A 24,962-nucleotide genomic window follows, 5' to 3' on the forward strand; every position below is an offset into this window, starting at 1 on the left:
TTCGAGCTGGTTTTATGCTTGTTTCACAAAGACGAGTTCTAAGTCACTTGATAAATCAGGTCGGTATTCAAAGCCGGCGAAGCGGAGCTTACGAGTTTGTTCGACTGTTTGAACTTGCCCTTCTATCAAGGCTGTCAAAAAGGCGCCACGGGCTTTTTTTGAAATGGTTGAGTGAATCTTCAGCTGACCATCCTTGCCCTCCATAAATTTGAAAGTCACCATCTTTTCTCTAATATCCTTAGAAAATACGGTTTCAAACTCTGATGATAGGAGTGAAAATATCAAATCCTCATCCTCTAGCGCCCCATCATAGGCTGACTTCCAATGAGTCTTTAAAGTCTTACCAGCTACTTTTAACTTCATCAAAAAGTCCAAACGGTGGGGAGCCATGGGCGACAAGGCGGGGACAACACCGTATAAAGCCGAGGTAATCAGGACATGATTTTCAAGATAGGTTTGTTCAGCCTCGGTTAACCCATCTCGTTTGATGTGACGATACATGAGACCATCGAATAGTTTCAAAGCTGGATAATGTTTAGCCCTGTGATCTTTTAAATCTTGAATATGAGCGTACTCTTCTTCTGCTTTCTCGGCAGATACCTTATAAAAAGTCTCTAATTCACTAGCTGAGTAATGCGCAAGTGAGTCAAGGACTGCCTGACTTTCTTCCCTCAAGGGGAGCGCTTCGATACAAGGATAGTTTGTGTTCATTTCTTTTGCTGTTGGGATTAAAATTTTCATATTGTTAGTGTAGCATATTTTTCAATCACGACCAAGAATTTCATCTTACAAACCTCGGTTCACACCGAGGTTTGTCTGTTTATTTTGGCCATCCTAACCAGATAGCTACGACAACAAGGGATGTGCCAGCTAAGCTTGTTAAGATAGATAAGAATTTATCTTTTTTCTCCTTGAACTGAGAAAACCTATTTTTATACTCAATGAAAATCAAAGAGCAAACTAGGAAGCTAGCCGCAGGCTGTACTTGAGTACGGCAAGGCGACGCTGACGTAGTTTGAATTTGATTTTCGAAGAGTATTATTGTACTTTAAAGGTCTTGAGATAATTATCTTTTCCAACTTGACCTTCAAAGGATTGGCCATTTTCGAGGTAAGGAAGGTCGTCTGACACGGAAGCCTTGACCTTGTATATCTTACCATCAACTTTAAAGAAGTAGACGGTATCCCCCTTGATGACAGCTGATTTAAGGTCTGAAACCACTCCCTTGATACTTTCTACCGTTTCATTATCCAGGTCGAGGTCGTTTTTATTGGCATACTTGCTGAGGAGTTCATCTACCGTAGTTGCTACGATGACGTTTTGGTACTCCACGGCATCGACCAATGCATACTCCTTGACCAAGCCTGCATTGTCCTTCAAGCCCATGATATAGAGTGGTTTGTCATTGAGATTGACAAGAATAGGGAAGGTGGCCTTGTAGGCCTTCTCTTGCACTGCTCCTTCTGCGGAAGCACGGGCTGATTCTTCGGTTGCTGAAGCCAGATTGTACTTGGTGATTTCACCTGTGCGCATATTTTCAAGGATAAATCCTAGATTACTTTCGTCAGCATTGGCTGAAGTCACCCCTGTATAGAGATAAATGTCATTCCCGATAGAAAGATAGTTATAGCCCTCAGTCGTTTGGGTAACGTTTTTCTTAGAAATTAAGGCATTCCAGAAGCCGTCTTTATACTTGCCGTTGTAGTTGATTTGCTCGATGGTTTCTTCGGCCGGATAGACACGGTCCACCCATTCTGGCACCTCATCCAAGCTGTATTCCTTGGTTTCTCCATTGGTGGCGTCTAAGATAATAACAGACGAAGGGCGAGGAACTCCTAGACCAAACTGTTTTTGATAAACGGTTGCTACATAGAAGGGATTGCCTTCATCATCCACCTCAAAGGAGGGCGTTTTAAAAATCTTGGTTGGGTACTTGATTCGAAGATGACGTTTGACATCACGATTAAAATACTCGGAGTCTGAATACTTCATCGGTGTTTTTAAATCTACCAATTCCGCATTTCCTGTCACCATATCAACCTTGATATACTCGCCAATCCCCTTGGACTGATTATTAAACCATTTGATCGGGTCGGCATACTCCAAAGGTGTCACCCGATAGGGTTTGCCATCAACCGTCAGCTGAGTATAGGTATCTGCTGCTACGTACTGGGATACCTTATCCGTCAGAGAGCCTAGGTAACGGTCACCAATCTTTTCTGCAGTGCTCCGATCTAGGATTGGAACCTTACTGGTATCACTCTTAGGAAAATCTTTAAAGTCTTTTTCTGTGATGGACACCACATTAGCATAATTTTTTGCTTGGAAAAAGCTAGAGGTTACTAGGCTTACCAGACCAGCAAGGGCAAAGATAAGACCTGCAGCCAGCAACAATCCTCCACCTAATTTATTAAAATGAAGCCCTTCTAGATTGAGTTCGTTGGCAACCTTGCCATGACGTACGTGAACGGTCTTGAAAGGATTGGTATCCCTTCGAAAACTAAACAAAATCCCCATCACCACCAAATGTCCACATAGGAAAAAGATAAATTCCCAGCTGGTAAGATTGAAGGGTGGTAAAAAGATATACCAAGTCGTTGCGATAAAAACAAGTTCAAAAAGTATACGTTTCATCTGAGTTCCTCCTAAATAATCCGTCCTTCCAAATGATCCAGTTCATGTTGGCAGATCTGAGCTGGAAAGCCTGTTAACGTAATGGTCTGTTCCTGCCACTTGCTATCGCGATAGGAAACCGTAATCGTTTCATAGCGAGTCGTTGGCCGTACCCCAGTCAAGGACAAACAACCTTCCTCTGTCTCGTAAGGATCTTCAGAGGAAAGGAGAATGGGGTTAAACATAACTATGGGAACCAAGCCAAGATTAAAGATAATCACCCGCTTCTGCACCCCAATCATATTTGCCGCCAGACCAACACAGGTCTCGCGATTGGCTAGCAGGGTATCCTGTAAATCTCTAACCAGATAAAGGTCTTCCTGACTTGCAGCTTTCGAAACTTGCGACAGGAATAAGACATCTCGGACAATTTTCTTTTCCATTTCTTTCGCTCCTTGCCATTTTACTTTATTATAGCATAAAAGTGGATAACTCCTAACTATTCTCCTCAAATGCAAAAAAAGCCATCCGAAGATGACTTTCTTTTTAAATCGCGTTCTTATCAAAACCAAGCTTGCGTTGAACAAACTTAACGATTTCGACAATGAGTATCATTGAGAAGCTTCCGCCCATAACGATTCCCCATTGTGATAAGTCTAGTTTGGTTACGTGGAAGATGCTTTCTAATGGGTCGATAACAATAGTTGATGCTAGTAAAATAAATGAAACCAAGATTGACCAGTTGAAAGTCTTAGACTTGAATGGTCCGACTGTCAAGATGGATTGGTAAACAGACTTGACGTTGTAGGCATGGAAGAGCTGAATCAAGCCAAGTGTTGCAAAGGCCATAGTGAGGGCATCCGCGTGAATGGCTTGGTTGTCTCCTACATGGACTGGATAGGCAAGAGCAAGACCATAAACAGTCAAGACGAGGGCACCTTGAAGGAGACCTTGGTAGATGATAGAACTCATGACCCCACCTGAGAAGAAGCTTGATTTGCGTCCACGTGGTTTGTGGGTCATAACACCTGGCTCAGCAGGTTCAACACCAAGAGCGATAGCTGGGAAGGTATCGGTTACCAAGTTAATCCACAAGAGATGAACTGGCTGTAAGACATCCCAACCAAACAAGGTTGATAAGAAGATGGTTAATACTTCAGCCGTATTGGCAGAAAGCAAGTACTGAATAGTCTTTTGAATGTTTGAGAAGACCTTACGTCCTTCTTCAACTGCGACAATGATGGTCGCAAAGTTATCATCTGCAAGAATCATGTCTGATGCACCCTTAGAAACCTCTGTACCAGTGATTCCCATACCGATACCAATGTCGGCTGTTTTCAGAGCTGGCGCATCATTAACACCGTCACCTGTCATGGCAACGACCTTACCTTGGTTTTGCCAAGCCTTCACGATACGAACCTTGTGTTCTGGAGATACACGCGCGTAAACAGAGTATTGACCAACGACTTTTTCAAATTCTTCATCTGAAAGTTCGTTCAATTCCGCACCTGTCAGAACATGGTCCGCCGTATCTTTTTCATCAATGATTCCCAGACGTTTGGCAATCGCTTCTGCTGTGTCTTGGTGGTCACCAGTGATCATGATTGGACGGATTCCTGCTTCCTTAGCCACACGAACGGCTTCTGCTGCTTCGGCACGTTCAGGGTCAATCATCCCAATCAAACCAGTAAAGATCAAGTTGTTTTCAAGCTCTTCAGAAATGAGGTTTTCTGGAATGCTGTCTACAATCTTATAAGCACCTGCAAGGACACGCAAAGCTTGGTGAGCCATGTCAGAGTTGTTTGTATGGATTAATTCAGTGACTTTCTCATCGATCGGAGCAACATCTCCAGCCTTGTCACGAGCAACACAACGTTTCAAAAGTTGATCTGGAGCCCCTTTGACTGCTACGAGGAAACGACCATCTGGCAATGGATGAACCGTTGACATGAGTTTACGATCTGAGTCAAACGGCAATTCAGCTACACGAGGATATTTCTCTAAGAACCCTTTAACATCGTAGCCCTTGTCCAAGGCATACTGGATGAAGGCTGTTTCCGTTGGATCCCCGATCAAGTTTCCCTCAGCATCAATCTTGGTATCATTAGCCAAGACAACTGAACGAAGTAGTGGCATGTCCAAGCCAAGTTCAATGTCATCAGCAGAGTCATGTAGGACTGCATCATAGAAGACTTTTTCGACTGTCATCTTGTTCATAGTAAGTGTACCAGTCTTATCAGAAGCGATGATCTCAGTCGAACCAAGCGTTTCAACTGCTGGCAACTTACGAACGATAGAGTTTCGTTTTGCCAAAACTTGAGTACCAAGGGCAAGAACGATGGTCACGATAGCAGGAAGTCCTTCTGGGATGGCTGCAACAGCAAGCGCAACAGAGGTCATCAACTCACCAAGTGGATCTTTGCCTTGGATGAAGACTCCAACTACAAAAGTAACAAGGGCAATAACCAAAATTGCATAGGTTAAGACCTTAGAAAGGTTGTTCAAGTTTTGTTTAAGAGGTGTATCCGTCTCATCAGCATCTTGGAGCATGCCAGCGATATGCCCCACTTCAGTATACATACCTGTATTGACAACAACACCAAGACCACGACCATAAGTCACGTTTGAGTTTTGGAAGGCCATATTGACACGGTCACCAATACCAGCATCTGCAGCAAGCTCGACTGTCAAGTCTTTTTCAACTGGAACAGACTCACCTGTCAAAGCCGCTTCTTCGATTTTAAGAGAGTTGGCTTCTAGCAAACGTAGGTCTGCTGGTACCACATCACCAGCTTCAAGGGCAACGATATCTCCTGGCACCAATTCTTTGGAATCAATCTCTGCCATGTGCCCATCACGAATAACGCGAGCAGCTGGACTGGACATAGACTTGAGGGCCTCGATGGCTTCTTCTGCTTTTCCTTCTTGGTAAACACCAAAGGCAGCGTTGATGATAACCACGGCTAGGATAATGATGGCATCTGCGATATCTTCCCCACCAGAAGTTATGACTGATAAGATAGCTGCAGCAATTAGGATGATAATCATCAAATCCTTAAACTGTTCAATGAATTTAACCAAGAGAGATTTTTTCTCACCCTCTTCCAGTTCATTGCGTCCATATTCAGCTTGGCGTTTTTGCGCTTCGCTTGACGAAAGGCCTTGCTCAGTTGCTTCAACTGACTTCAAGACCTCTTCAGGACTTTGAGTATAAAACGCTTGGCGTTTTTGTTCTTTTGACATGCGTCTCCTCCTTGACATTGTGTGCAAAACAAGTTCTCTTTTTGTTTTATGACAAACAAAAAGAGACTTGTTAATCATAACAAGTCTCGCTGTTTAAGATAGGGCCGGAAGGTATACTTTGCAGTACACAATTCGGAATGACGACACTATCACAGGTTTCTGCCAGCTACTCCCTTGAGTAGTACTATTATACCAAATTTTGAAAAGTTTTCAATCATTAAAATTCGGTGAAGGTGGACTAAATTTGAATTTTCCCGCAAAAACCAGTATAATGAAAGAATATTACTTATACTGAAAAGGAAGTTTGATGAAACAATCAATCTCAAATCTCAAGTTAGCTGAGCGTGGTGCCATTATCAGTATCTCGACCTACTTATTCTTGTCTGCGGCAAAATTAGCAACTGGTCATCTACTTCATTCATCCAGTTTGGTAGCGGATGGTTTCAATAACGTATCCGATATTATCGGAAATGTTGCTCTTCTGATTGGCATTCGGATGGCTCGCCAGCCTGCAGACCGTGACCACCGCTTTGGACACTGGAAGATTGAAGATTTAGCTAGTTTGATCACTTCCATCATCATGTTCTACGTTGGCTTTGATGTGCTTCGGGATACCATTCAGAAAATTCTCAGTCGGGAACAAACGATTATCGATCCTCTGGGAGCATTTCTAGGAATCATTTCTGCAGCGGTTATGTTTGTCGTTTATCTCTATAACACACGCCTCAGTAAGAAATCCAAATCCAAAGCTCTAAAGGCAGCAGCTAAAGATAATCTTTCCGATGCAGTCACCTCGCTTGGTACTTCCATTGCTATCCTAGCCAGCAGTTTTAATTATCCGATTGTGGATAAATTAGTCGCTATCATCATCACTTTCTTTATCTTAAAGACAGCCTATGATATCTTTATCGAATCGTCCTTCAGTCTTTCAGATGGTTTTGATGACCGGCTACTAGAAGACTACCAAAAGGCCATCATGGAGATTCCAAAGATTAGTAAGGTCAAGTCCCAAAGAGGGCGTACCTACGGTAGCAACATCTACCTTGATATCACCTTAGAAATGAATCCCGACTTATCTGTCTATGAAAGTCATGAGATTGCAGACCAGGTCGAGTCTATGCTAGAAGAGCGTTTTGGAGTCTTTGATACCGACGTCCATATCGAGCCAGCGCCTATACCTGAAGACGAAATTTTAGACAATGTCTACAAAAAACTGCTCATGCGCGAGCAATTGATTGACCAAGGAAACCAACTAGAAGAACTCCTTGCTGAGGACTTTATCTATATCCGTCAAGATGGAGAGCAGATGGATAAAGAGGCCTATAAGGCTGAAAAAGAACTTAAAGCTGCAATTAAGGACATTCAGATTACCTCCATTAGTCAGAAAACCAAACTTATTTGCTATGAGATGGACGGAATCGTCCATACCAGTATCTGGCGTCGCCATGAGACTTGGCAAAATATCTTCCACCAGGAAACTAAAAAAGAAGAATAGAAAAATCCTGTCGTAATGACAGGATTTTTCTATTCACCTAACTATCAAAGTCACTTAGATATTCATAGCGTTCGTATTTTTCAAGGAGTTCTTCGTTTTTCTCGTCTAGTTCTTTCTGAAGGGTCGCTAGTTTGCCAAAGTCAGAGCCGTTTGCCTGCATCTCTTCTTCAATAGCAGCGATACGACCTTCCAATGTTTCAATATCGCCTTCAATGCTTGCCCACTCCTGCTTTTCTTGGTAGGTCATGCGTTTCCTGTCCTCTCGAACTTTGACCACTCTTTCCTTTTCGGCCTTTTGCACTTGATTGGCCATATCAGTTTCAAAGGCTTTTTCATCAAGGTAGTCGGTGTAATGACCAAAGAAAGGACGAATCTTGCCATCCTCAAAAGCGAGAATCTTGGTCGCTACCTTATCCAAAAAATAACGGTCGTGGCTAACTGTCAAGACAGGGCCGGCAAAACCCTGCAAGAAATTCTCCAAAACTGTCAGAGTTGCAATGTCCAAATCATTTGTCGGCTCGTCCAAAAGAAGAACATTTGGTTTTTCCAAAAGCAATTTGAGGAGATAAAGACGCTTTTTCTCTCCACCAGACAACTTCTCAATCAGGGTTCCATGCGTCGAACGTGGGAAAAGGAACTGCTCCAGCAACTCAGCGATGGAAGTCGTAGAACCACCACTGGTCTTGACTTCTTCTGCCACTTCCTGCAGGTAATTGATAACGCGTTTGCTTTCATCTAAAACTTTAATTTGTTGAGAGAAATAGGCAATGTGAACCGTCTCACCGATGATAACTTGACCTTTAGTCGGCTCAAGACTTCCTGCGATGAGATTAAGCAGAGTTGACTTCCCTACACCGTTATCCCCAACAATTCCGATACGGTCTTTAGCTTGCACCAAGAGATTAAAATCTTGCAAAATGGGCTTGTTTTCATAGGCAAAGGAAACATCCTGAAACTCGATGACTTTCTTCCCAATCCGACTGGTTTCAAAGTTCATGGTTAAGTCTGTTTCAGCAACGCCACCTGAAACTTCTTTTTTCAAATCGTGGAAACGATTGATACGGGCCTGTTGCTTGGTCGCACGTGCCTGTGGTTGTCTGCGCATCCAGGCCAGTTCTTGCTTATAAAGTTGTTCTTTTTTGTGGAGAAGAGCTACGTCACGCTCATCTTGTTCCGCTTTTAGGCGGACATAGTCCTGATAATTCCCCTGATACTCGGTCAAGCCTGCGCGGTCCAACTCGAAAATCCGCGTTGATAGTGCATCTAGGAAATAACGATCATGTGTGATAAAGAGAACGGTCTTCTTGGAATTTTTCAAAAAAAGAGTCAGCCACTCAATGGTCGCAATATCCAGGTGGTTGGTCGGCTCGTCCAGAAGCAAGAGGTCGTGGTTTCCTAGGAGAACTTGCGCCAACTGAACCCGTCTTCTCAGACCGCCTGACAATTCACCAACTGGAGTCGACAAGTCCTGAATACCCAGCTTGCTGAGGACCGTCTTGACCTGGCTTTCAATTTCCCAGGCTTGGAGAGAATCCATCTCTGCCATGACCCGTTCCAAACGAGCCTGCTTGTCCTCACTGTAGTTGAGCATGATTAACTCATACTCACGAATCAACTGGATTTCCTTGAGGTCGCTGGAGAGAACCGTGTCCAAAACTGTCTTGCTATCATCAAAATCTGGATTCTGGGTCAAGTAGCCAATCTGATAATCATTCTTAGCCAAAAATGGACTGACATCTCCATCAAAGCCAGAAACACCTGAAAGAACATCTAAAAGGGTGGTCTTACCCGTTCCATTGACACCGATCAGACCGATTCTATCCAAGTCATGGATGATAAAGGAAATATCCTTAAAAACGGTCTTGTCACCAACGGATTTGCTTAGTTTTTCAACGATAAAATCACTCATTTTTTCTCCCTCAGGTAAGCATGGATGGCTTGACGATCATTTTCCAACTCTCCATCGACAATGGCAAACTCAATCTCTGTTAAAATCTCTCCCAAGTCTGGTCCTGGCTGGTAACCATATTCCTTAATCAGAACTCCTCCGTTAATCTGGATTTCTTTCTTATCATGAATGGTCAAACTCTGGTAAGTTTCTTTGATGGCTTGTGGGTTGACTTCTTTCCCTTGAGCCTGACGAAGACTTTCAGCTTGTAGAAGGGAATCCAAGTCAAAGCGGTAACAATCGCGCTTGCTCAGCTCTCCTTCTTCTCGCAAAACCAAAATAGTCAGCAAATCCTGTACTTGCTTGGCAAACTGGCGTGAGGTTTTCCAAGCTTTCAAAAATGGCTGTGCATCTTTAATCTCCAAAGCCCACAACAGAGCTGCCCAGGCTTGTTCAGAAGATTCAAAAGTGAAATCAGTCTCCAAAACAAACAGTCTGTTGAGCTTGCCCTGGCTTCCTGCCATGTCTGGAAGATAGTCATAAGCTCGACTCTCAATCATGGAAGACAGACCAACTCGCCAAAAAGGAGCCAGCAAGAGTTTATCAAACTCAACGAAGGTGCGCTCTACAGAAATTTTCTCCAAAAGCGGCGTCAAAGTCTTCATCGCCTCAAAAGTTTCTGACTCAAGTTTAAAACCGAGACTGGCCTGAAAACGAAAACCACGCATAATACGCAGAGCATCTTCGTTGAAACGCTCACTAGCCACTCCAACTGCTCGCAAGACTTGGTTTTTCAAATCTTCTAAACCATGGAACAAGTCAATAATTTCGCCTGTCTCATCCAAGGCAAAGGCATTAACTGTGAAATCACGGCGCTTGAGGTCTTCTTCTAGCGAACGCACAAAGGAAACCGCACTGGGTCTGCGATAGTCCACATAGACATCTTCGGTCCGAAAGGTGGTTACCTCATACTCCTCGTCCCCATCTAAAACTAAGACAGTTCCGTGCTCGATTCCGATATCAGCTGTTCGCGGAAAAATCTGCTTTGTCTCCTCTGGATAGGATGATGTCGCGATATCCACATCGTGGATGGGACGATTGAGGAGGGCATCTCGAACAGAGCCTCCAACAAAATAGGCTTCAAAGCCTGCTTCTTTAATTTTTTCTAATACTGGTAAAGCCTTCTGAAATTCAGAAGGCATTTGCGTTAATCTCATAATAAGTGTTCTAATCCATAGACAAGCTCATGACGCTTGACAACTTCTTTGATTCCCAAATTGACCCCTGTCATGAAGGAGCTGCGATCATAGGAGTCATGACGGATGGTCAATCCTTCTCCCTGATTGCCAAAGATGACTTCTTGATGAGCTATTAAGCCTGGCAAACGAACTGAGTGGATCCGCATGCCATCAAAATCAGCACCACGGGCACCAGCAATCAATTCTTCCTCATCAGGCGCACCTTGTTGGATAGACTCTCGAACTTCTGCCATCAACTCAGCTGTTTTAATGGCTGTTCCACTCGGAGCATCTTTTTTCTTGTCATGATGGAGCTCGATAATCTCCACATTTGGGAAATATTTGGCAGCCTGGGACGCAAATTGCATAAGTAAGACCGCGCCCAAGGCAAAGTTAGGAGCAATCAAACCACCCAAATCTTGTTCACGGGAAAATGCTTTTAGTTCAGTAATTTCTTCACTAGTGAATCCTGTTGTTCCTACGACAGGAGCAAAGCCATTTTCAAGAGCAAAGCGTGTATTTTCGTAGGCAACGGCTGGTGTAGTAAAATCCACCCAGACATCCGCTTCAAAACCAGCCAAGTCAGCCTTATCATTGAAAACAGGAATTCCCTGCCATTCTGACTCAGACTCAAACGGATCCAAAACTGCGACCAAGTCCAAGTCTGGATCAGCCAAGACCATCTGACAAGCAGCTTGGCCCATCTTTCCCTTAAAACCGGCAATAATTACTCGAATACTCATCTCTACTCCTGACTAAGATACAAAACTTGTAAGAACAATTTAGACGATTGGTGTATAGCTCAAGGCGATACTACCTTCTCCAAGGTGGGTCCCAATGACACTACCAAAGGTTTCAATTGGAATTTCAGCAGTCACACCACTCTCCATCAAAAGCTGACGTAAATCCGCTGCCTTTTGAGGAGCGTTCCCATGAATGACTGTTATACGGTAGTCCCCATCTTTTGTCAACTCCTTGATGATTTCTACCAAACGTTTGATTGCTTTCTTTTCTGTACGAACTTTTTCGTAAACTTCAATCACACCTTGGTCATTGAAATAAAGAATAGGCTTGATACTGAGGAGATTCCCTAAGACGGCTGCCCCATTTGACAAACGTCCTCCCTTAACCAAGTGGTCGAGATCATCTACTATGATAAAGGCTGAATTATCAGCAATTTGAATCCCCAACTTCTCCTGAATCTGGGCAAAATCATCGCCTTGTTCTGCCCATTCAAAAGCACTCTCTACCATAAATCCTAGAGGGGAGCTTGTGATATGGGTATCCGGAAAGGCAATGGTCAAGCCATCATACTCTTCCAACATGTATTGGATGTTCTGATAAAAACCTGAAATTCCTGACGAAAGAAAGAGTCCCAAGACATGGGTATAACCCTCGTCTTTCAAAGAACTAAGAATCTCATCCAATTTGGCAATACTTGGTTGACTGGTTTTAGGCAATTCTGCAGACTGAGCCATTTTTTGATAAAATTCCTCAGCAGTCAGATTGACACCTTCAACATACTCCTCTCCATCAATATTGACAGGAATATCCAAGATAAAAAGATTCTCTCTTTGCAGCGTCTTCTCCTCTAAATAGGCTGAAGAATCTGTAATGACAGCTAATTTCATGACTAAAACTCCAAATTGATCCCTGGAAGATCCAAGGCGATTTCTGTTACTTCATACGTCAAACGATTGAGCATGTTCAAACATGGACGTGCCAAGGTTTCGACTTCTTCTTGGTTAAATTCGCTTGGTTCGTTGACAATGCGACCTTCCACATGGTTAACTTGAGAAATTGTTCCGCTGATGACAAATTTGTCAAAGACAATCATGAAACTCAAGATAACAACAAGCGAAGTTACTTGGTTTTCTTGGTCATGTTGGAGCAACTGAAAGTTCACGTCTACCTTGGTTTCAGGAGCTCCATTTTCATTTTCCCATTCAAAGTTACGAGCATCAAAGTGATACTGGCTAACAAATTCTTGTTCTCGTTTAAGATTCATTTCTCTCTCCCATTGCTACAATTTACTATGCAATTGTACCACATTTTTATCATTTCATCTAGTTTTCTAGGCTTTAGTCAATACCGATCTCACCTTTAACAACAGTAGCAATCGTATCTACATAGTAATTGACTTCTTCTGCTGTAGGTGCCTCTGCCATAACTCGCAAGAGAGGTTCGGTACCACTTGGGCGAACAAGGATACGGCCGTTTCCTGCCATTTCTCCTTCCATCTTTTCGATGATTGCCTTGATGGCTGGTACTTCCATAGCTTTTTCTTTCATGGCATTTTCCACTCGGATATTGACCAGCTTTTGTGGGTAAATCGTTACTTCCGATGCCAATTGTGACAAACTCTTACCTGTTTCCCGTATAACTTTTGTTAGTTGAACGGCAGTTAACTGTCCATCACCTGTCGTATTGTAATCCATCAAGATAACGTGACCAGACTGTTCACCGCCAAGGTTATAGCCTGATTTTCTCATTTCTTCGACGACATAGCGGTCACCAACTGCAGTGACTGCCTTATTGATGCCTTCACGATCCAAGGCCTTATGGAAACCAAGGTTAGACATAACGGTTGTTACGATCGTATTTTGGGCTAACTGGCCTTTTTCAGAAAGGTATTTCCCGATGATATACATGATCTTATCACCATCAACAATGTCGCCATTTTCATCAACAGCAATCAAACGGTCACTGTCTCCGTCAAAGGCCAAACCAATAGCTGATTGGCTTTCTTTCACTACTTCTTGAAGAGCTTCTGGGTGTGTAGAACCCACATTCAAGTTGATATTAAGACCATCTGGTGTCTCACCGATAACTGTCAACTGGGCACCAAGATCAGCGAAAATCTGACGGGCACTTGTAGACGCTGCACCGTTTGCTGTGTCCAAGGCCACTTTCATTCCCTCAAGAGGTGTTCCAGTTGAAACAAGGTAGCCCTCGTACTTACGCAAACCTTCTGGATAGTCCACCAAGGTTCCTAAACCTTCTGCACTTGGACGTGGAAGAGTGTCTTCTGTAGCATCTAGCAGGGCTTCGATTTCAGCTTCTTTTTCATCATCAAGTTTGAAGCCATCCCCACCAAAGAATTTAATTCCATTATCAAGGGCTGGGTTGTGGCTGGCAGAAATCATGACACCTGCACTGGCTCCCTCAGTTTTTACCAAGTAAGCTACTGCTGGTGTTGCAAGGACACCAAGTTTGTAGACGTGAATCCCTACAGAGAGGAGACCTGCCACCAAGGCAGATTCTAGCATTTCTCCTGAGATACGTGTATCGCGGCCTACAAAGACTTTAGGAGCTTCCGTTTCATGTTGACTGAGGACATAACCACCAAAACGGCCTAGTTTAAAAGCCAATTCTGGTGTCAGTTCTACGTTTGCTTCTCCACGGACTCCATCGGTCCCAAAATATTTACCCATTTTATTTATCATCCTTTTCTATTATTTATTATTGTTTAGACGAATCTGATTTTGTTTCTGAACTCGTTGAAGACGAACTGCCTTCTGAGGAACTTATTGACGAGTTACTTGAACTAGACGTTGCTGTTTTTGTTGTAATTTTCATAGTTGTGTCAAACGGCATAATGACGCTTGGTAAGACATTTCCATTTTTATCGACTGCTTGTAGAGGAACAGAGGACGAGTAGTTTCCAGTTATCCGTTCACTCGTCGGTAAGATGGCAATGACACGATCTACTTTGGAGAGGGTTTCCTCATCACTAATAACCGTTACTTTTTCATCTGATACAGTAACTGTATCGATTTTCACGCGAGAATCAATCTGACTAGGATCAATCTCCGGCACAACAATGACATTGTCCCGTTTTGCTTTTTTACCGACCTTCACTGTTATCTTTTGCGGTGTCGCAACAGCCGTCAAACCGCTCGGAAGATTTTCAATGGTTAGAGGAACTTCGATGGTTCCTACACTGGCATCAGAAAGATCAGCTGTCACCTTAAATTTGCGGGTGCTTTCCTGCATCTCACTCGCCAAAGCAACTCTATTTGACCCTGTTAGAAAGACCGTCACCTCAGATGTAAAACCACTGATAAAATACTGATCACTGTCATACTGAATATCAATTGGGACATTAAGAACTGTGTTCGTATAAGTCTCCGTCCGCACCTGTCTGGCACTGTTGCTATTCTGATAGTTTGTCAAAGTTGCATAGATAAAGAGAATGCAGGCGAAAAAGAAGGAAGAAATGATGTATAGACTATTTTTTCTCATGTTTCAATCCTCCTAGCAAGCGCTCTCTCAGACCTTGCTTTTTCTCGGATTTTGGAAGTAAGATTCTTCTCAATTCAGATTCAAACTCTTCCAAGGTCAAATCGTGCTTAAAGACTCCATTATAGGTGATGGAGATTCCACCCGTTTCTTCCGAAACCACAAAGGTAAGAGCATCTGACACTTCCGACAAACCGATTGCCGCCCTGTGACGCGTTCCAAACTCCTTGGAAATTCCGGTATCTTCAGTCAAGGGTAGATACGCTGAAGTTACAGCAATCCGGTCTTCCTTGATAATGACAGCACCATCATGCAAGGGAGTATTGGGAATAAAAATATTGATAAGCAATTCAGCCGAAATTTTAGCATCTAAAGGAATCCCTGTCGAGATATATTCCTGCAAGGTTCTCACACGCTGCACTGCTACCAGAGCACCAATCTTACGTGGACTCATGTATTCAACTGATTTCACAAATGCACGAACCATCTGCTCTTCCGCACTAATAGGGGCATTGTAGAAGAAATCAGTAGCCCGGCCCAATCGTTCCAAACCAGTCCGAATCTCTGGTGAAAAGATAACCACCGCTGCAATAACCCCATAAGTGATGATCTGATTGATCAACCAGGAAATAGTCGTTAAACCAATCATATTGGAAAGAATCTGGGCTAGAATAAAAACTAAGACTCCACGGACCAATATCATAATCTTGGTGCCTGCAATAGCTTTAGTAAAATGATATAAAATATAAGTCACAATGAGAATATCAATCAGATTGGTGACTATACTCCAAGGACTTGAAAACAAACTCGTCCAGTATTGTAAATTGGATAATTGTTGAAAATTCATCCTTGGCCTCCTCCCTTTCAAAACACTTTCTGTACCATTATACCATTTTTTGCCCATTTTTTCCCTATCCTACCTCATTTTAAATTAAGCAAAAATATGATAAAATAAACTGATTAGAAAAAACGAAGGAGAAATCATGTCTCAACTCTATGATATTACCATTGTAGGTGGCGGTCCTGTCGGGCTCTTTGCTGCCTTTTACGCCCACCTACGCCAAGCCAAAGTCCAAATCATCGACTCTCTTCCCCAGCTCGGTGGTCAACCAGCCATCCTCTACCCTGAAAAGCAAATCCTTGACGTGCCAGGTTTTCCAAACTTAACTGGGGAAGAGCTAACCAATCGCTTGATTGAACAGCTAAACAGCTTTGATACCCCTATTCTTCTCAATGAAACCGTTCTTGAGATTGAAAAACAAGATCAAGGCTTTGCCATTACAACCAACAAGGGAAGTCACCTGACTAAAACCGTCATCATTGCTATGGGTGGTGGCGCCTTCAAACCACGTCCGCTCGAATTGGAGAACGTTGAGGACTATGAAAATATCCACTACCACGTTTCCAACATTCAGCAATACGCTGGCAAGAAAGTGACCATCCTTGGTGGGGGAGACTCAGCTGTGGACTGGGCTCTGGCTTTTGAAAAGATTGCCCCAACTACCCTTGTTCACCGCAGAGATAACTTCCGCGCCTTGGAACATAGTGTGCAAGCCTTGCAAGAATCATCTGTAACTATCAAGACACCGTTCGTCCCTAGCCAACTTCTCGGAGATGGAAAAACACTCGACAAACTAGAAATCACCAAAGTCAAATCAGATGAAACCGAAACTATCGACCTAGACCACCTCTTTGTCAATTACGGCTTCAAGTCTTCTGTCGGTAACCTTAAAAACTGGGGTCTGGACCTCAACCGTCACAAGATTATCGTCAACAGCAAGCAAGAATCTAGCCAATCAGGTATCTATGCTATCGGCGACTGCTGTTACTATGAAGGAAAAATTGATTTGATTGCGACAGGACTGGGGGAAGCTCCAACAGCTGTTAACAATGCCATCAACTACATCGACCCAGAACAAAAAGTGCAACCAAAACACTCGACCAGTTTATAAGAAAAGAACCACGGATCAACGATTCGTGGTTTTATAATTCATCTGCTATAAAAAGCAACTTACTGGAGTTTTACTTTAAAAAGCAAAAGTCTACTTTGTACCATTTAAAGCTTTTGGATATTCTTTACTTTTCGTTTCTATAGTTTCAACTACTTTTCTAGAAAATTCTCCCTTCATCGAACTATCAATATTTTTCGAAACTTCTTTCAAACTTTCTTGAGCACTTAATAGAGAAATCTTCATATATTTTTCTGTATCTTTTTCTATAGTGGAAATACGAGCTTTTTTTGCTGGAGCCAAGATGTTTTTTATAAATGATCGTTCCAGCTCTTTTTCTATATTTCTTAGAGCTTCCTCTCCCCCTGCGAAAAAATCATTAATGTAATCAAATACATTCGCCATGGTCCTTAACCTCGTTCTTCTAAGCGTCTTTTTTGCTCCTGAGCTCTGGCAAGCTCATCTTCTAAGAGACGGTGTTGCCGCTTGTAATCCTGTTCGAGCTCCAATTCTTCTTGTTCGAGTTGTCTTTGTCTATTTCTATACGCCATTTCGATTTGTTGACTAAAGTTGGATGCTAGTCGATTGGATTGATAACGCCATTCGGTTGTGTCGCCGCCTAGCTGGTCTAAGGTATGGGAAATGATTCGATGCTTTTCATCAATCATATGACACAATTGCTGAAATTTATAATTGGCCTCTTCGTACTGATTTTCGATTTTTTTACAAGAACGTCGATAGTCATCCTCACATTCTTCAATACGTTGGCGCTTTTTCCTGATTTCATCTTCTATCATATCAAACTCTTCCATTGCTTAAATTCATTCGCCAATGCCTTATCTTCATCTAATTTCTTCTGAATACCGTTTTGGATTTGCTTTTCTAAGTCTGTAAAATCTTTCTCTAATTGTTTCGCAGTATCAAGAACTGGAGTAAACCTCTTTTGAATGACACCAACAGTTGTTTCATAAGTCACTCCTCCATCAGAATAGGCAACCTCCGTTTCGTACGGACTTAGGGTGAAACCCCAAGGAACATTACTGCAAGATACAAGCACTTCACTCGCATCTTGAACACCTTCATTATATATTTTTTTGAGAACATCTAGTTCTTCTGTTACAATATGGCAAATACCTGACGCCGTTAGCTTAGCCTGTTCAGAGTCTAGAAAGATTCGCTCATCAGATGTAAAACCATCAGAAGATAGACTCTTCTTAAGCCTTTTGAAACTCTCCATTTTAATCAGAAAGCTATTATATGCGACTGTACTAGTATTGGAGAGAATTTTTATTTTCCCATCCTTATCCAAGCGATAACCATAAGTCATATGCTGATTTACAAAATCTTCTTGTTCACTATCTACATAATAAACCATACCTACAGAACCGATACTGCCCTTCGAGGGATCTCTACCAACCATGCTGATCATATCTTTAGGGTCAGCATAGTTGTAGATACGTCCTTTAATCTGATCGACAATTTTTCTCTGTTCAGGGCTAAGGATTCGATAGATATCAGGGCCGTTGTAAATATAAGCCTGTTGGATTCGTTCGGTTTGGGCCGCTTCTAGGTCAGCCATGGCATACTGAGCATCCATAGATCCAAGCGAATGCCCGTAGATGTTAATCTTGGCATTAGGATATTTTTCCATGACATCTTTTAAAGCTCTGGCAGAAGCCTTTAGCTGCTCGGTAGAATTGTCTCGGTCGCTGGGATTGCTTTGCATTACAATTCTCTTGGCTATAACTGCATCATTTTCAGCCCAGTCATTCCAGACATCTGGTGCTTCATTCAAAATATGATCTGGACCCGTAGAACCACGAAAAAGGACCGTTACTTCCTGTACATCCTCAGCTTTTTCATCAGGATTTTTGACAACTGCATAAATCTGCTCACCCGCTCCTGCGGTATTGTTGTAGACTTGGGTGACAGTGCCAAGAATTTCATTGTTAGGTGTAACAGCTTCTCCACCTTTAAACAAATCTCTATATTCAGTCATTGCGATTTGCAAATGATAGTCATTAATGTATTCTTGATCCATAATTAATTATTGCTCCTAAGAAGTTCTGCGAGTTTTGGATACGTAACGTAGCCACTGGATTCTAAATTACCCTCTCTATTTCTTACAACACCAAATTGAAAACATAAATCTTTTTCGTCATTAACATAGACTCTTACTTCCATACCTCCCATTGGATTATACTCCAATGAATCAACATCAATTTTATAAGATTTAATTATGCCTTTTTCAGTCAGTGCATATGAATCTCTATGTTTCATATGGCTTTCATAAATTTTCTTCGCCTCATCGCTGGTCGCGATGGCAATCATTTCTTGTTTCTTTTGATATTGGTACATACTACAACCTCCTACTGCGATTCCAATTACTGCTAAAATACTGAATAAAATAATCATACTTTTTTTAGGTTTTTTCATGGTGCCTCCTTTACGCTATCCTATCAATGAATTAGGGACTAACTTACTCATAGTATAGCATAATTTTCCTCTACATCATCTGCTTTTCCATAAGGATTTTTTACAACTGCATAAACCTGCTCGCCCGCTCCTGTGGTATTGTTGTATACTTGGGTGACTGTGCCTAATTTCTCATTATTAGGAGTTCTAGCAATATTATCTAACTTTAAATTTCTATATTCTGTCATAGCTATTTGAAGTTGTTTTTCATTGATATATTCTTTTTCCATAACTCTATTCTCCAAGAAGTTTTGCTAATTTCCCTGAGTATATATAACCACTAGATTTTAAAATGCCTTCATTATCTTCAATGATTCCAAATTGAAATTCCAAATCCTCATCATCATTCACATAAACTGTAACCTCCATCCCTCCCATGGGATTGTAATATAGAGTATCTTTATCAATTTCATACGATTTAATAATTCCATCATCAGTTAAGGCTTTGGAATCTAATGCTCTCATATGATTTTCATAAACCTTTTTTGCTTCCTCGCTTGTCGCGATGGCAATCATTCCTTGTTTCTTTTGGTATTGGTGCATGCTACATCCTCCTACTGTGATTCCAATTACTGCTAAAATACTGATTAAAATAATCATACTTTTTTTAGAACTTTTCATATTTCCTCCTTTGTTCTACAGCATAACTCATCTATAGTATACCATAGATTATAGAGTTGGCTTCCTTTAAAATTCTTCTCACATATTTACTAACTTCAAGAAAAACAACCACGGATCAACTGATTCGTGGTTTTATAATTCATCTGCTATTTTATTGATCTTTCTGAGTCTGTGGTTGACACCACTTTTGGTTAGGGGATTGCTCAGGCTATCTGCCAACTGCTGGATAGAGTAGTCTGGATGCTGAATCCGCAACTGCGCTACCTCTTGCAAATCCACGGGTAAATTTTCCAAACCCATTCTATCTTTGATTTTACTGATATTATTAATGGTCTTCATACTAGCAGAAACCGTCCGAGCGATATTAGCTGTCTCGGCATTATTAGCCCGATTGAGATCATTACGAGTTTCACGCAAAATCTTGACACTCTCAAAATTATCACGCGCCTGCATGGCCCCAATCACGATCAAGAAATCCATGATGTCTTCTGCACGTTGGAGATAAGTAACTGCACCTTTCCTGCGCTCAATAACCTTGGCGTCCAGCAAAAACTGCTGAAGAAGAGAGGCCAATCCTTGGGCATGGTCCAGATAAACGGAACTGATCTCCAACTGGTACTTGCCAGACTCCGGATCTCGGATACTACCATTTGCCAGAAAGGCGCCACATAAGTAAGCACGACCAGCTTCTTCATCTGCTAAGATATCAGGATCAATACCCGTCTCCAAACCAAAGAAGGAATCCGCAAGCCGCAAATCAGCCAAAAGCTCCTGCACCCTCTCATCGGTATAGACCGTGTAGACACGATTCTTGCGAAGATTGCTTCTCTGATGGTGACGAATTTCTGACTTGATGTCATAAAAATGGAGAAAAGACTCATAAAGATGACGAGCTAACTTGGCATTTTCGGTCACGACGGACAAGGTCAGGCCTGAAGTAGAGAGACCGATACTGCCAGACATCTTGATGATGGCAGACAATTCATGACGACTGAGATGGTGTTGACCAAGAATTTCTTCTTTTACTGCAACTGTAAAACTCATTTTCTCACCTGTATAATCCGCATCAATTCGTCTACAATCAAATCGCCATCATGGAAGGCTCCTCCATTTTCCAAACGAAGGAAGTTGGATGAAATCACACGAGGGACCTGCTTGCAAAGACCAGCAAAGTCATGCTCTACCTGAACCAAATATTCATCAAAACGGTTGGTATCCATGTATTCTCTAGGAACCTTCTCGATATTAACCAAGACCGTATCAATAAAAGGCCGACCTAAGTGTCGATGGAGGACTTCCACGTGGTCACTGTCTGAAAAGTACTCTGTTTCCCCACGCTGGGTCATGATATTGCAGACATAGGCGATCTCTGCCTTAGTCTCCAAGAGAGCCTGCCCGATCTCCTCGATGACAATATTCGGCAAAATCGATGTAAAGAGGGAACCAGGCCCCAGGACGATCATGTCACTCTCTAGGATAGTATTGACCACTCGACGGCTGGCTTGCGGTGTTTCATCATCCAAGGTATTGGTCACATAAACATGGTCGATCATGCCGGGATGATCTGCAATGTGGCTCTCACCTGCCACCTCAGAACCGTCTTTAAAGACTGCATGCAGTGTCAAAGGCTGATCGCTTGAGGGGTAGATTTTTCCTGTTGTGTGGAAAAAGAGACTTAGCAGCTGCATGGCATTGTAAGTGGACCCTTGCATTTCAGAAAGTCCTGCTATAATGATATTTCCTAGAGGATGACCCGCAAAAGCTCCAGCCTCTTCCGAGAAGCGGTACTGAAAAACTTTCTCATAAAATTTAGGCATATCCGACATGGCTACCAGAACATTGCGAAGATCGCCTGGTGGTGTCAGCTGTTGGATATTCTTTCTTAGTTCACCAGAAGATCCACCATCATCAGCTACCGTTACGATGGCTGCGATATCAACATCCTTTTCGCGCAAGCTTTTCAAAATGACGGGGATACCAGTTCCTCCACCAATCACCGTTATCTTTGGTTTTCTCATGAACGGTTTACCGTTTCCTTTCTTCGGTCTTTGTCACGATGGCTTTCATTGACAGGCCAGTTTTTAGCAAGATCCTCAGCAATTCGTTTGGCAAAGGCAACACTACGGTGCTGTCCACCTGTACAACCTACTGCGATAGTTAAAACAGACTTGCCTTCTTTTTTGTAACTTGGCAAAATGGGTTCAATCAAGGCGAGTAAGTGCTGATAGAAACTTTCAGACTCTTCATGATTCATCACATAGTCATAAACTGCTTGATCCTCACCTGTCTGATTACGGAGTTCCGGAAGGTAGTATGGATTTGGCAAAAAACGGACATCAAAAACCAAGTCTGCATCGATCGGGATACCATACTTGAATCCAAATGACATGACTTCGATACGGAAAGACTGGGCTTGTTCTTGGTCTGAAAATTGCTCTGCAATGGTTTTACGCAGTTCACGAGGAGTGAGTTCTGTCGTATCCACCACATTTTGACTCATGTTTTTCAAAGGTGCCAAGAGTTCACGTTCCAGCTTGATGCCATCTAAAATCCGACCATCCGCTGCTAGAGGGTGACTTCGTCTAGTTTCCTTGTAACGGGCCACCAATTCCTTATCTTTTGCATCCAAAAAGAGGATTTTGAAGTCCAAATCGTCTTGGTTTTCCAATTCATCCAAAACAGCCTGAATCTCTGAAAAGAAGGAACGGCTCCGCATATCAACTACTAGGGCTAACTTATGGTCATCATCCTTGGTCTCTACCAACTGCAAAAACTTTGGTAAGAGGGCTGGCGGCATATTGTCAATAGTGAAATATCCCAAATCCTCGAAGGACTGAATGGCTACCGTTTTCCCTGCGCCACTCATCCCTGTCACAATCACCAGGTGAAGTTGTTTCTTTGTCATCTATCTCTCCTTATATCAAAAAAAGTTTGGCAGAGCCAAACTTCAACTAGCTTATCCAATCTCTGCGATCACTTCAATTTCGACTTTTACATCACGAGGAAGACGTGCAACCTCTACAGCTGAACGAGCTGGAAATTCCTCTTTAAAGGCAGTTTGGTAAACCTCGTTAAAAGGAACAAAGTCATTCATATCGCTCAAGAAGCAAGTTGTTTTAACAACATGGTCAAAGTCTGTTCCTGCTTCAGCCAAAATAGCACCGATATTTTTCAAGACTTGTTCGGTCTGTTCTTGAATCGTTTCTCCTACAATTTCTCCAGTTTCAGGAGATAGGGGAACTTGACCGCTAGCAAACAAAAGATTGCCAACGATTTTTCCTTGAACATAGGGTCCGATAGCCTTTGAAGCTTTGTCTGTATGAATTGTTTTTGCCATTTCTTTCCCTCACAATTTTTCTAATATTGCATCCCAAGCCTGATCCATCCCTGCCTTGCTGACAGATGAAAAGAGAATGAAGTCGTCACTTGGGTCAAAGTTTAATTTCTTTTTGATTGCTGATTCATGCTTGTTCCACTTACCACGGGGAATCTTGTCCGCCTTGGTCGCAACGATGATAACCGGAATCTCATAATACTTGAGAAATTCGTACATCTGCACATCATCTGCTGACGGGTCGTGGCGGAGATCCACCAAACTGACAACCGCACGGAGATTTTCCCTAGTCGTCAGGTACTCCTCAATCATGCGCCCCCACTTTTCACGTTCCTTTTTGGAAACGCGGGCATAGCCGTAACCTGGTACATCCACAAAACGCATCTTGTCATCAATGTTAAAAAAGTTGAGTAGCTGGGTTTTCCCAGGTTTCCCAGATGTACGAGCAAGATTTTTGCGGTTCAGCATGGTGTTGATAAAGCTAGACTTGCCAACATTTGAACGCCCTGCAAGGGCAATCTCTGGCAAGTCATCCTGCGGATAGTGGGACTTGTTGGCCGCACTGAGCAAGATTTCAGCATTGTGTGTATTGATTTCCATAGTCACCTCTAGGCTGTTTCTAGGATGGGTTTTTCCGTTCCATCGACAGCTTCTTTTGTGATGCGGACCAATTTCACATTTTCTTGACTTGGAACTTCAAACATAACGTCTAGCATGGTTTCTTCGATGATTGATCGAAGACCACGCGCACCAGTTTTGCGTTCGATAGCCTTATTGGCGATTTCCTGAAGGGCTTCATCGTCAAATTCCAACTCAACATCATCATAAGAAAGCAAGGTTTGGTATTGTTTCACCAAGGCATTTCTTGGCTCCTTCAAGATGCGAACCAAGTCATCAACCGTCAATTGCTCAAGAGCAGCAAAGACAGGCAAGCGTCCAATCAACTCAGGGATAATACCGAATTTTTGAATATCTTCTGCGATGATTTCTTGCATGTAGGAGCTGTTTTCGTCAATCGCCTTGTTATTTTGGCCAAAACCGATAACTTTTTCTCCCAGACGTTGTTTGACGATTTCTTCGATGCCATCAAAAGCACCACCCACGATAAAGAGGATATTCTTGGTATCCACCTGAATCATCTCTTGTTGTGGATGTTTGCGTCCTCCTTGAGGTGGCACGCTAGCGACAGTTCCCTCGATAATCTTGAGAAGGGCTTGTTGCACCCCTTCACCCGAAACATCACGTGTGATAGACACATTCTCGCTCTTCTTGGCAATTTTGTCAATTTCATCCACGTAGATAATCCCACGTTCTGCACGTTCGATGTTAAAGTCAGCAGCCTGCAAGAGTTTGAGGAGGATATTTTCCACGTCCTCACCCACATAACCAGCCTCAGTCAGAGCTGTCGCATCTGCAATAGCAAAAGGCACGTTCAAGCTCTTAGCCAAAGTCTGAGCCAAGAAAGTTTTCCCTGAACCAGTTGGCCCAATCATCAGGATGTTTGACTTCTGCAAATCCACATCTTCTGACTCTTCACGCGTATCGTGGAAATTGATGCGTTTATAGTGATTGTATACAGCCACTGCCAAGGCACGTTTGGCACGATCCTGACCAATCACATAGTGGTTTAAGATATTGAGGAGTTCGATTGGTTTTGGTACTTCAGACAAGTCTGCCAAAACTTCCTCAGCCAACTCCTCCCGAATGATTTCCTGGGCTAACTCCACACATTCATTACAGATAAAGGCGTTGTTCCCAGCGATTATTTTCTTTACTTCTTCTTGGCTTTTACCACAAAATGAGCAATAAACCATCATATCATTTTTCCTATTTGTAGGCATGATTTCCTTCCATTCTAATTTAT

27 protein-coding genes are annotated in these 24,962 nt (G+C 42.6%); 2 read left to right on the forward strand and 25 right to left on the reverse strand.

What is annotated here, in order from left to right:
- Positions 1-12 precede the first annotated feature (12 nt).
- From yaaA to HMPREF1149_RS09565, 5 genes are all read right to left on the reverse strand, one after another.
- Positions 13-741: a peroxide stress protein YaaA gene (yaaA, locus tag HMPREF1149_RS09550; RefSeq protein WP_000697806.1), complete on the reverse strand. Its 729-nt coding sequence runs from the start codon at positions 739-741 to the stop codon at positions 13-15.
- A gap of 79 nt (positions 742-820) precedes the next feature.
- Entirely contained in the window at positions 821-952 is a 132-nt protein-coding gene (locus tag HMPREF1149_RS11465; protein WP_155991712.1) for a DUF3953 domain-containing protein, read from the reverse strand.
- Between the two features lie 86 nt (positions 953-1,038).
- Positions 1,039-2,634, reverse strand: coding sequence for a hypothetical protein (locus HMPREF1149_RS09555; RefSeq protein WP_000821459.1), 1,596 nt, complete (start codon positions 2,632-2,634; stop codon positions 1,039-1,041).
- Positions 2,635-2,645: 11 nt separating this feature from the next.
- Positions 2,646-3,056: a peptide deformylase gene (locus HMPREF1149_RS09560; protein ID WP_000412247.1), complete on the reverse strand. Its 411-nt coding sequence runs from the start codon at positions 3,054-3,056 to the stop codon at positions 2,646-2,648.
- A 103-nt stretch (positions 3,057-3,159) separates the two neighbouring features.
- Positions 3,160-5,856, reverse strand: coding sequence for a cation-translocating P-type ATPase (locus tag HMPREF1149_RS09565; protein ID WP_000032438.1), 2,697 nt, complete (start codon positions 5,854-5,856; stop codon positions 3,160-3,162).
- Between the two features lie 307 nt (positions 5,857-6,163).
- On the opposite strand from HMPREF1149_RS09565, the gene mntE reads away from it, so the two are divergent.
- Positions 6,164-7,351 carry a CDF family manganese efflux transporter MntE gene (gene mntE / locus HMPREF1149_RS09570; protein ID WP_000813907.1) on the forward strand — a complete coding sequence of 396 codons (1,188 nt, stop codon included), beginning with the start codon at positions 6,164-6,166 and terminating at the stop codon, positions 7,349-7,351.
- 37 nt (positions 7,352-7,388) lie between these two features.
- Here mntE and HMPREF1149_RS09575 read toward each other — a convergent pair whose 3' ends face one another.
- From HMPREF1149_RS09575 to cdaA, 8 genes are all read right to left on the reverse strand, one after another.
- The gene (locus HMPREF1149_RS09575; RefSeq protein WP_001279092.1) at positions 7,389-9,260 is read right to left on the reverse strand and encodes an ABC-F family ATP-binding cassette domain-containing protein; all 1,872 of its coding nucleotides are present in this window, start codon (positions 9,258-9,260) and stop codon (positions 7,389-7,391) included.
- On the reverse strand, positions 9,257-10,456 hold the full coding sequence (locus HMPREF1149_RS09580; RefSeq protein ID WP_081502348.1) for a CCA tRNA nucleotidyltransferase: 1,200 nt from the start codon (positions 10,454-10,456) through the stop codon (positions 9,257-9,259). The genes HMPREF1149_RS09575 and HMPREF1149_RS09580 overlap by 4 nt, the downstream gene beginning before the upstream one ends.
- On the reverse strand, positions 10,453-11,220 hold the full coding sequence (gene dapB / locus HMPREF1149_RS09585) for a 4-hydroxy-tetrahydrodipicolinate reductase (RefSeq protein ID WP_000027880.1): 768 nt from the start codon (positions 11,218-11,220) through the stop codon (positions 10,453-10,455). The genes HMPREF1149_RS09580 and dapB overlap by 4 nt, the downstream gene beginning before the upstream one ends.
- A 39-nt stretch (positions 11,221-11,259) precedes the next feature.
- Positions 11,260-12,108 (reverse strand): DegV family protein, encoded by an 849-nt coding sequence (locus HMPREF1149_RS09590; RefSeq protein WP_000762156.1) that lies wholly within the window; start codon positions 12,106-12,108, stop codon positions 11,260-11,262.
- Between the two features lie 2 nt (positions 12,109-12,110).
- Positions 12,111-12,485, reverse strand: coding sequence for a DUF1149 family protein (locus HMPREF1149_RS09595; protein WP_001050092.1), 375 nt, complete (start codon positions 12,483-12,485; stop codon positions 12,111-12,113).
- A 73-nt stretch (positions 12,486-12,558) separates the two neighbouring features.
- A complete protein-coding gene (gene glmM, locus HMPREF1149_RS09600) occupies positions 12,559-13,911 on the reverse strand; it encodes a phosphoglucosamine mutase (RefSeq protein WP_000521457.1) in 1,353 nt (450 codons plus the stop codon).
- Positions 13,912-13,939: 28 nt separating this feature from the next.
- Positions 13,940-14,722 carry a CdaR family protein gene (locus HMPREF1149_RS09605; protein WP_001230921.1) on the reverse strand — a complete coding sequence of 261 codons (783 nt, stop codon included), beginning with the start codon at positions 14,720-14,722 and terminating at the stop codon, positions 13,940-13,942.
- Entirely contained in the window at positions 14,709-15,566 is an 858-nt protein-coding gene (cdaA, locus tag HMPREF1149_RS09610) for a diadenylate cyclase CdaA (RefSeq protein WP_001011080.1), read from the reverse strand. The genes HMPREF1149_RS09605 and cdaA overlap by 14 nt, the downstream gene beginning before the upstream one ends.
- A gap of 136 nt (positions 15,567-15,702) precedes the next feature.
- Here cdaA and HMPREF1149_RS09620 point away from each other — a divergent pair, with 136 nt between their 5' ends.
- Positions 15,703-16,671, forward strand: a complete 969-nt coding sequence (locus HMPREF1149_RS09620) for an NAD(P)/FAD-dependent oxidoreductase (RefSeq protein ID WP_000081034.1) — start codon at positions 15,703-15,705, stop codon at positions 16,669-16,671.
- Between the two features lie 90 nt (positions 16,672-16,761).
- Here the strand turns inward: HMPREF1149_RS09620 and HMPREF1149_RS09625 are convergent, their stop codons facing one another.
- The 12 genes from HMPREF1149_RS09625 to clpX all read right to left on the reverse strand — a co-directional run bounded on the left by HMPREF1149_RS09625 (position 16,762) and on the right by clpX (position 24,939).
- The gene (locus HMPREF1149_RS09625) at positions 16,762-17,073 is read right to left on the reverse strand and encodes a hypothetical protein (protein ID WP_000024397.1); all 312 of its coding nucleotides are present in this window, start codon (positions 17,071-17,073) and stop codon (positions 16,762-16,764) included.
- A 5-nt stretch (positions 17,074-17,078) separates the two neighbouring features.
- Positions 17,079-17,465, reverse strand: a complete 387-nt coding sequence (locus tag HMPREF1149_RS09630; RefSeq protein ID WP_009067771.1) for a hypothetical protein — start codon at positions 17,463-17,465, stop codon at positions 17,079-17,081.
- Positions 17,462-18,709 (reverse strand): Mbeg1-like protein, encoded by a 1,248-nt coding sequence (locus HMPREF1149_RS09635; protein WP_000371918.1) that lies wholly within the window; start codon positions 18,707-18,709, stop codon positions 17,462-17,464. The genes HMPREF1149_RS09630 and HMPREF1149_RS09635 overlap by 4 nt, the downstream gene beginning before the upstream one ends.
- Positions 18,710-18,711: 2 nt before the next feature.
- Complete coding sequence (locus HMPREF1149_RS0102195) at positions 18,712-19,104, reverse strand: DUF1310 family protein (RefSeq protein WP_000743070.1); 393 nt, start codon at positions 19,102-19,104, stop codon at positions 18,712-18,714.
- 47 nt (positions 19,105-19,151) lie between these two features.
- A complete protein-coding gene (locus HMPREF1149_RS09640) occupies positions 19,152-19,373 on the reverse strand; it encodes a hypothetical protein (RefSeq protein ID WP_000410314.1) in 222 nt (73 codons plus the stop codon).
- A gap of 4 nt (positions 19,374-19,377) precedes the next feature.
- Positions 19,378-19,764, reverse strand: coding sequence for a DUF1310 family protein (locus HMPREF1149_RS09645; RefSeq protein ID WP_000842552.1), 387 nt, complete (start codon positions 19,762-19,764; stop codon positions 19,378-19,380).
- Positions 19,765-19,896: 132 nt separating this feature from the next.
- A complete protein-coding gene (whiA, locus tag HMPREF1149_RS09650) occupies positions 19,897-20,808 on the reverse strand; it encodes a DNA-binding protein WhiA (RefSeq protein ID WP_000011269.1) in 912 nt (303 codons plus the stop codon).
- Entirely contained in the window at positions 20,805-21,782 is a 978-nt protein-coding gene (locus tag HMPREF1149_RS09655) for a YvcK family protein (RefSeq protein WP_001231060.1), read from the reverse strand. Before HMPREF1149_RS09655 ends, whiA begins: the two co-directional genes overlap by 4 nt.
- Positions 21,779-22,669 carry an RNase adapter RapZ gene (rapZ, locus tag HMPREF1149_RS09660; protein WP_000163046.1) on the reverse strand — a complete coding sequence of 297 codons (891 nt, stop codon included), beginning with the start codon at positions 22,667-22,669 and terminating at the stop codon, positions 21,779-21,781. Before rapZ ends, HMPREF1149_RS09655 begins: the two co-directional genes overlap by 4 nt.
- Before the next feature lie 51 nt (positions 22,670-22,720).
- Positions 22,721-23,101, reverse strand: coding sequence for a RidA family protein (locus HMPREF1149_RS09665; protein WP_001140430.1), 381 nt, complete (start codon positions 23,099-23,101; stop codon positions 22,721-22,723).
- Positions 23,102-23,110: 9 nt separating this feature from the next.
- Positions 23,111-23,698 carry a ribosome biogenesis GTP-binding protein YihA/YsxC gene (yihA, locus tag HMPREF1149_RS09670; RefSeq protein WP_000405196.1) on the reverse strand — a complete coding sequence of 196 codons (588 nt, stop codon included), beginning with the start codon at positions 23,696-23,698 and terminating at the stop codon, positions 23,111-23,113.
- Positions 23,699-23,706: 8 nt separating this feature from the next.
- The gene (clpX, locus tag HMPREF1149_RS09675) at positions 23,707-24,939 is read right to left on the reverse strand and encodes an ATP-dependent Clp protease ATP-binding subunit ClpX (protein ID WP_002874765.1); all 1,233 of its coding nucleotides are present in this window, start codon (positions 24,937-24,939) and stop codon (positions 23,707-23,709) included.
- Positions 24,940-24,962 lie beyond the last annotated feature (23 nt).

Source organism: Streptococcus sp. BS35b, assembly GCF_000286475.1.
Lineage (GTDB): Bacteria > Bacillota > Bacilli > Lactobacillales > Streptococcaceae > Streptococcus > Streptococcus oralis_W.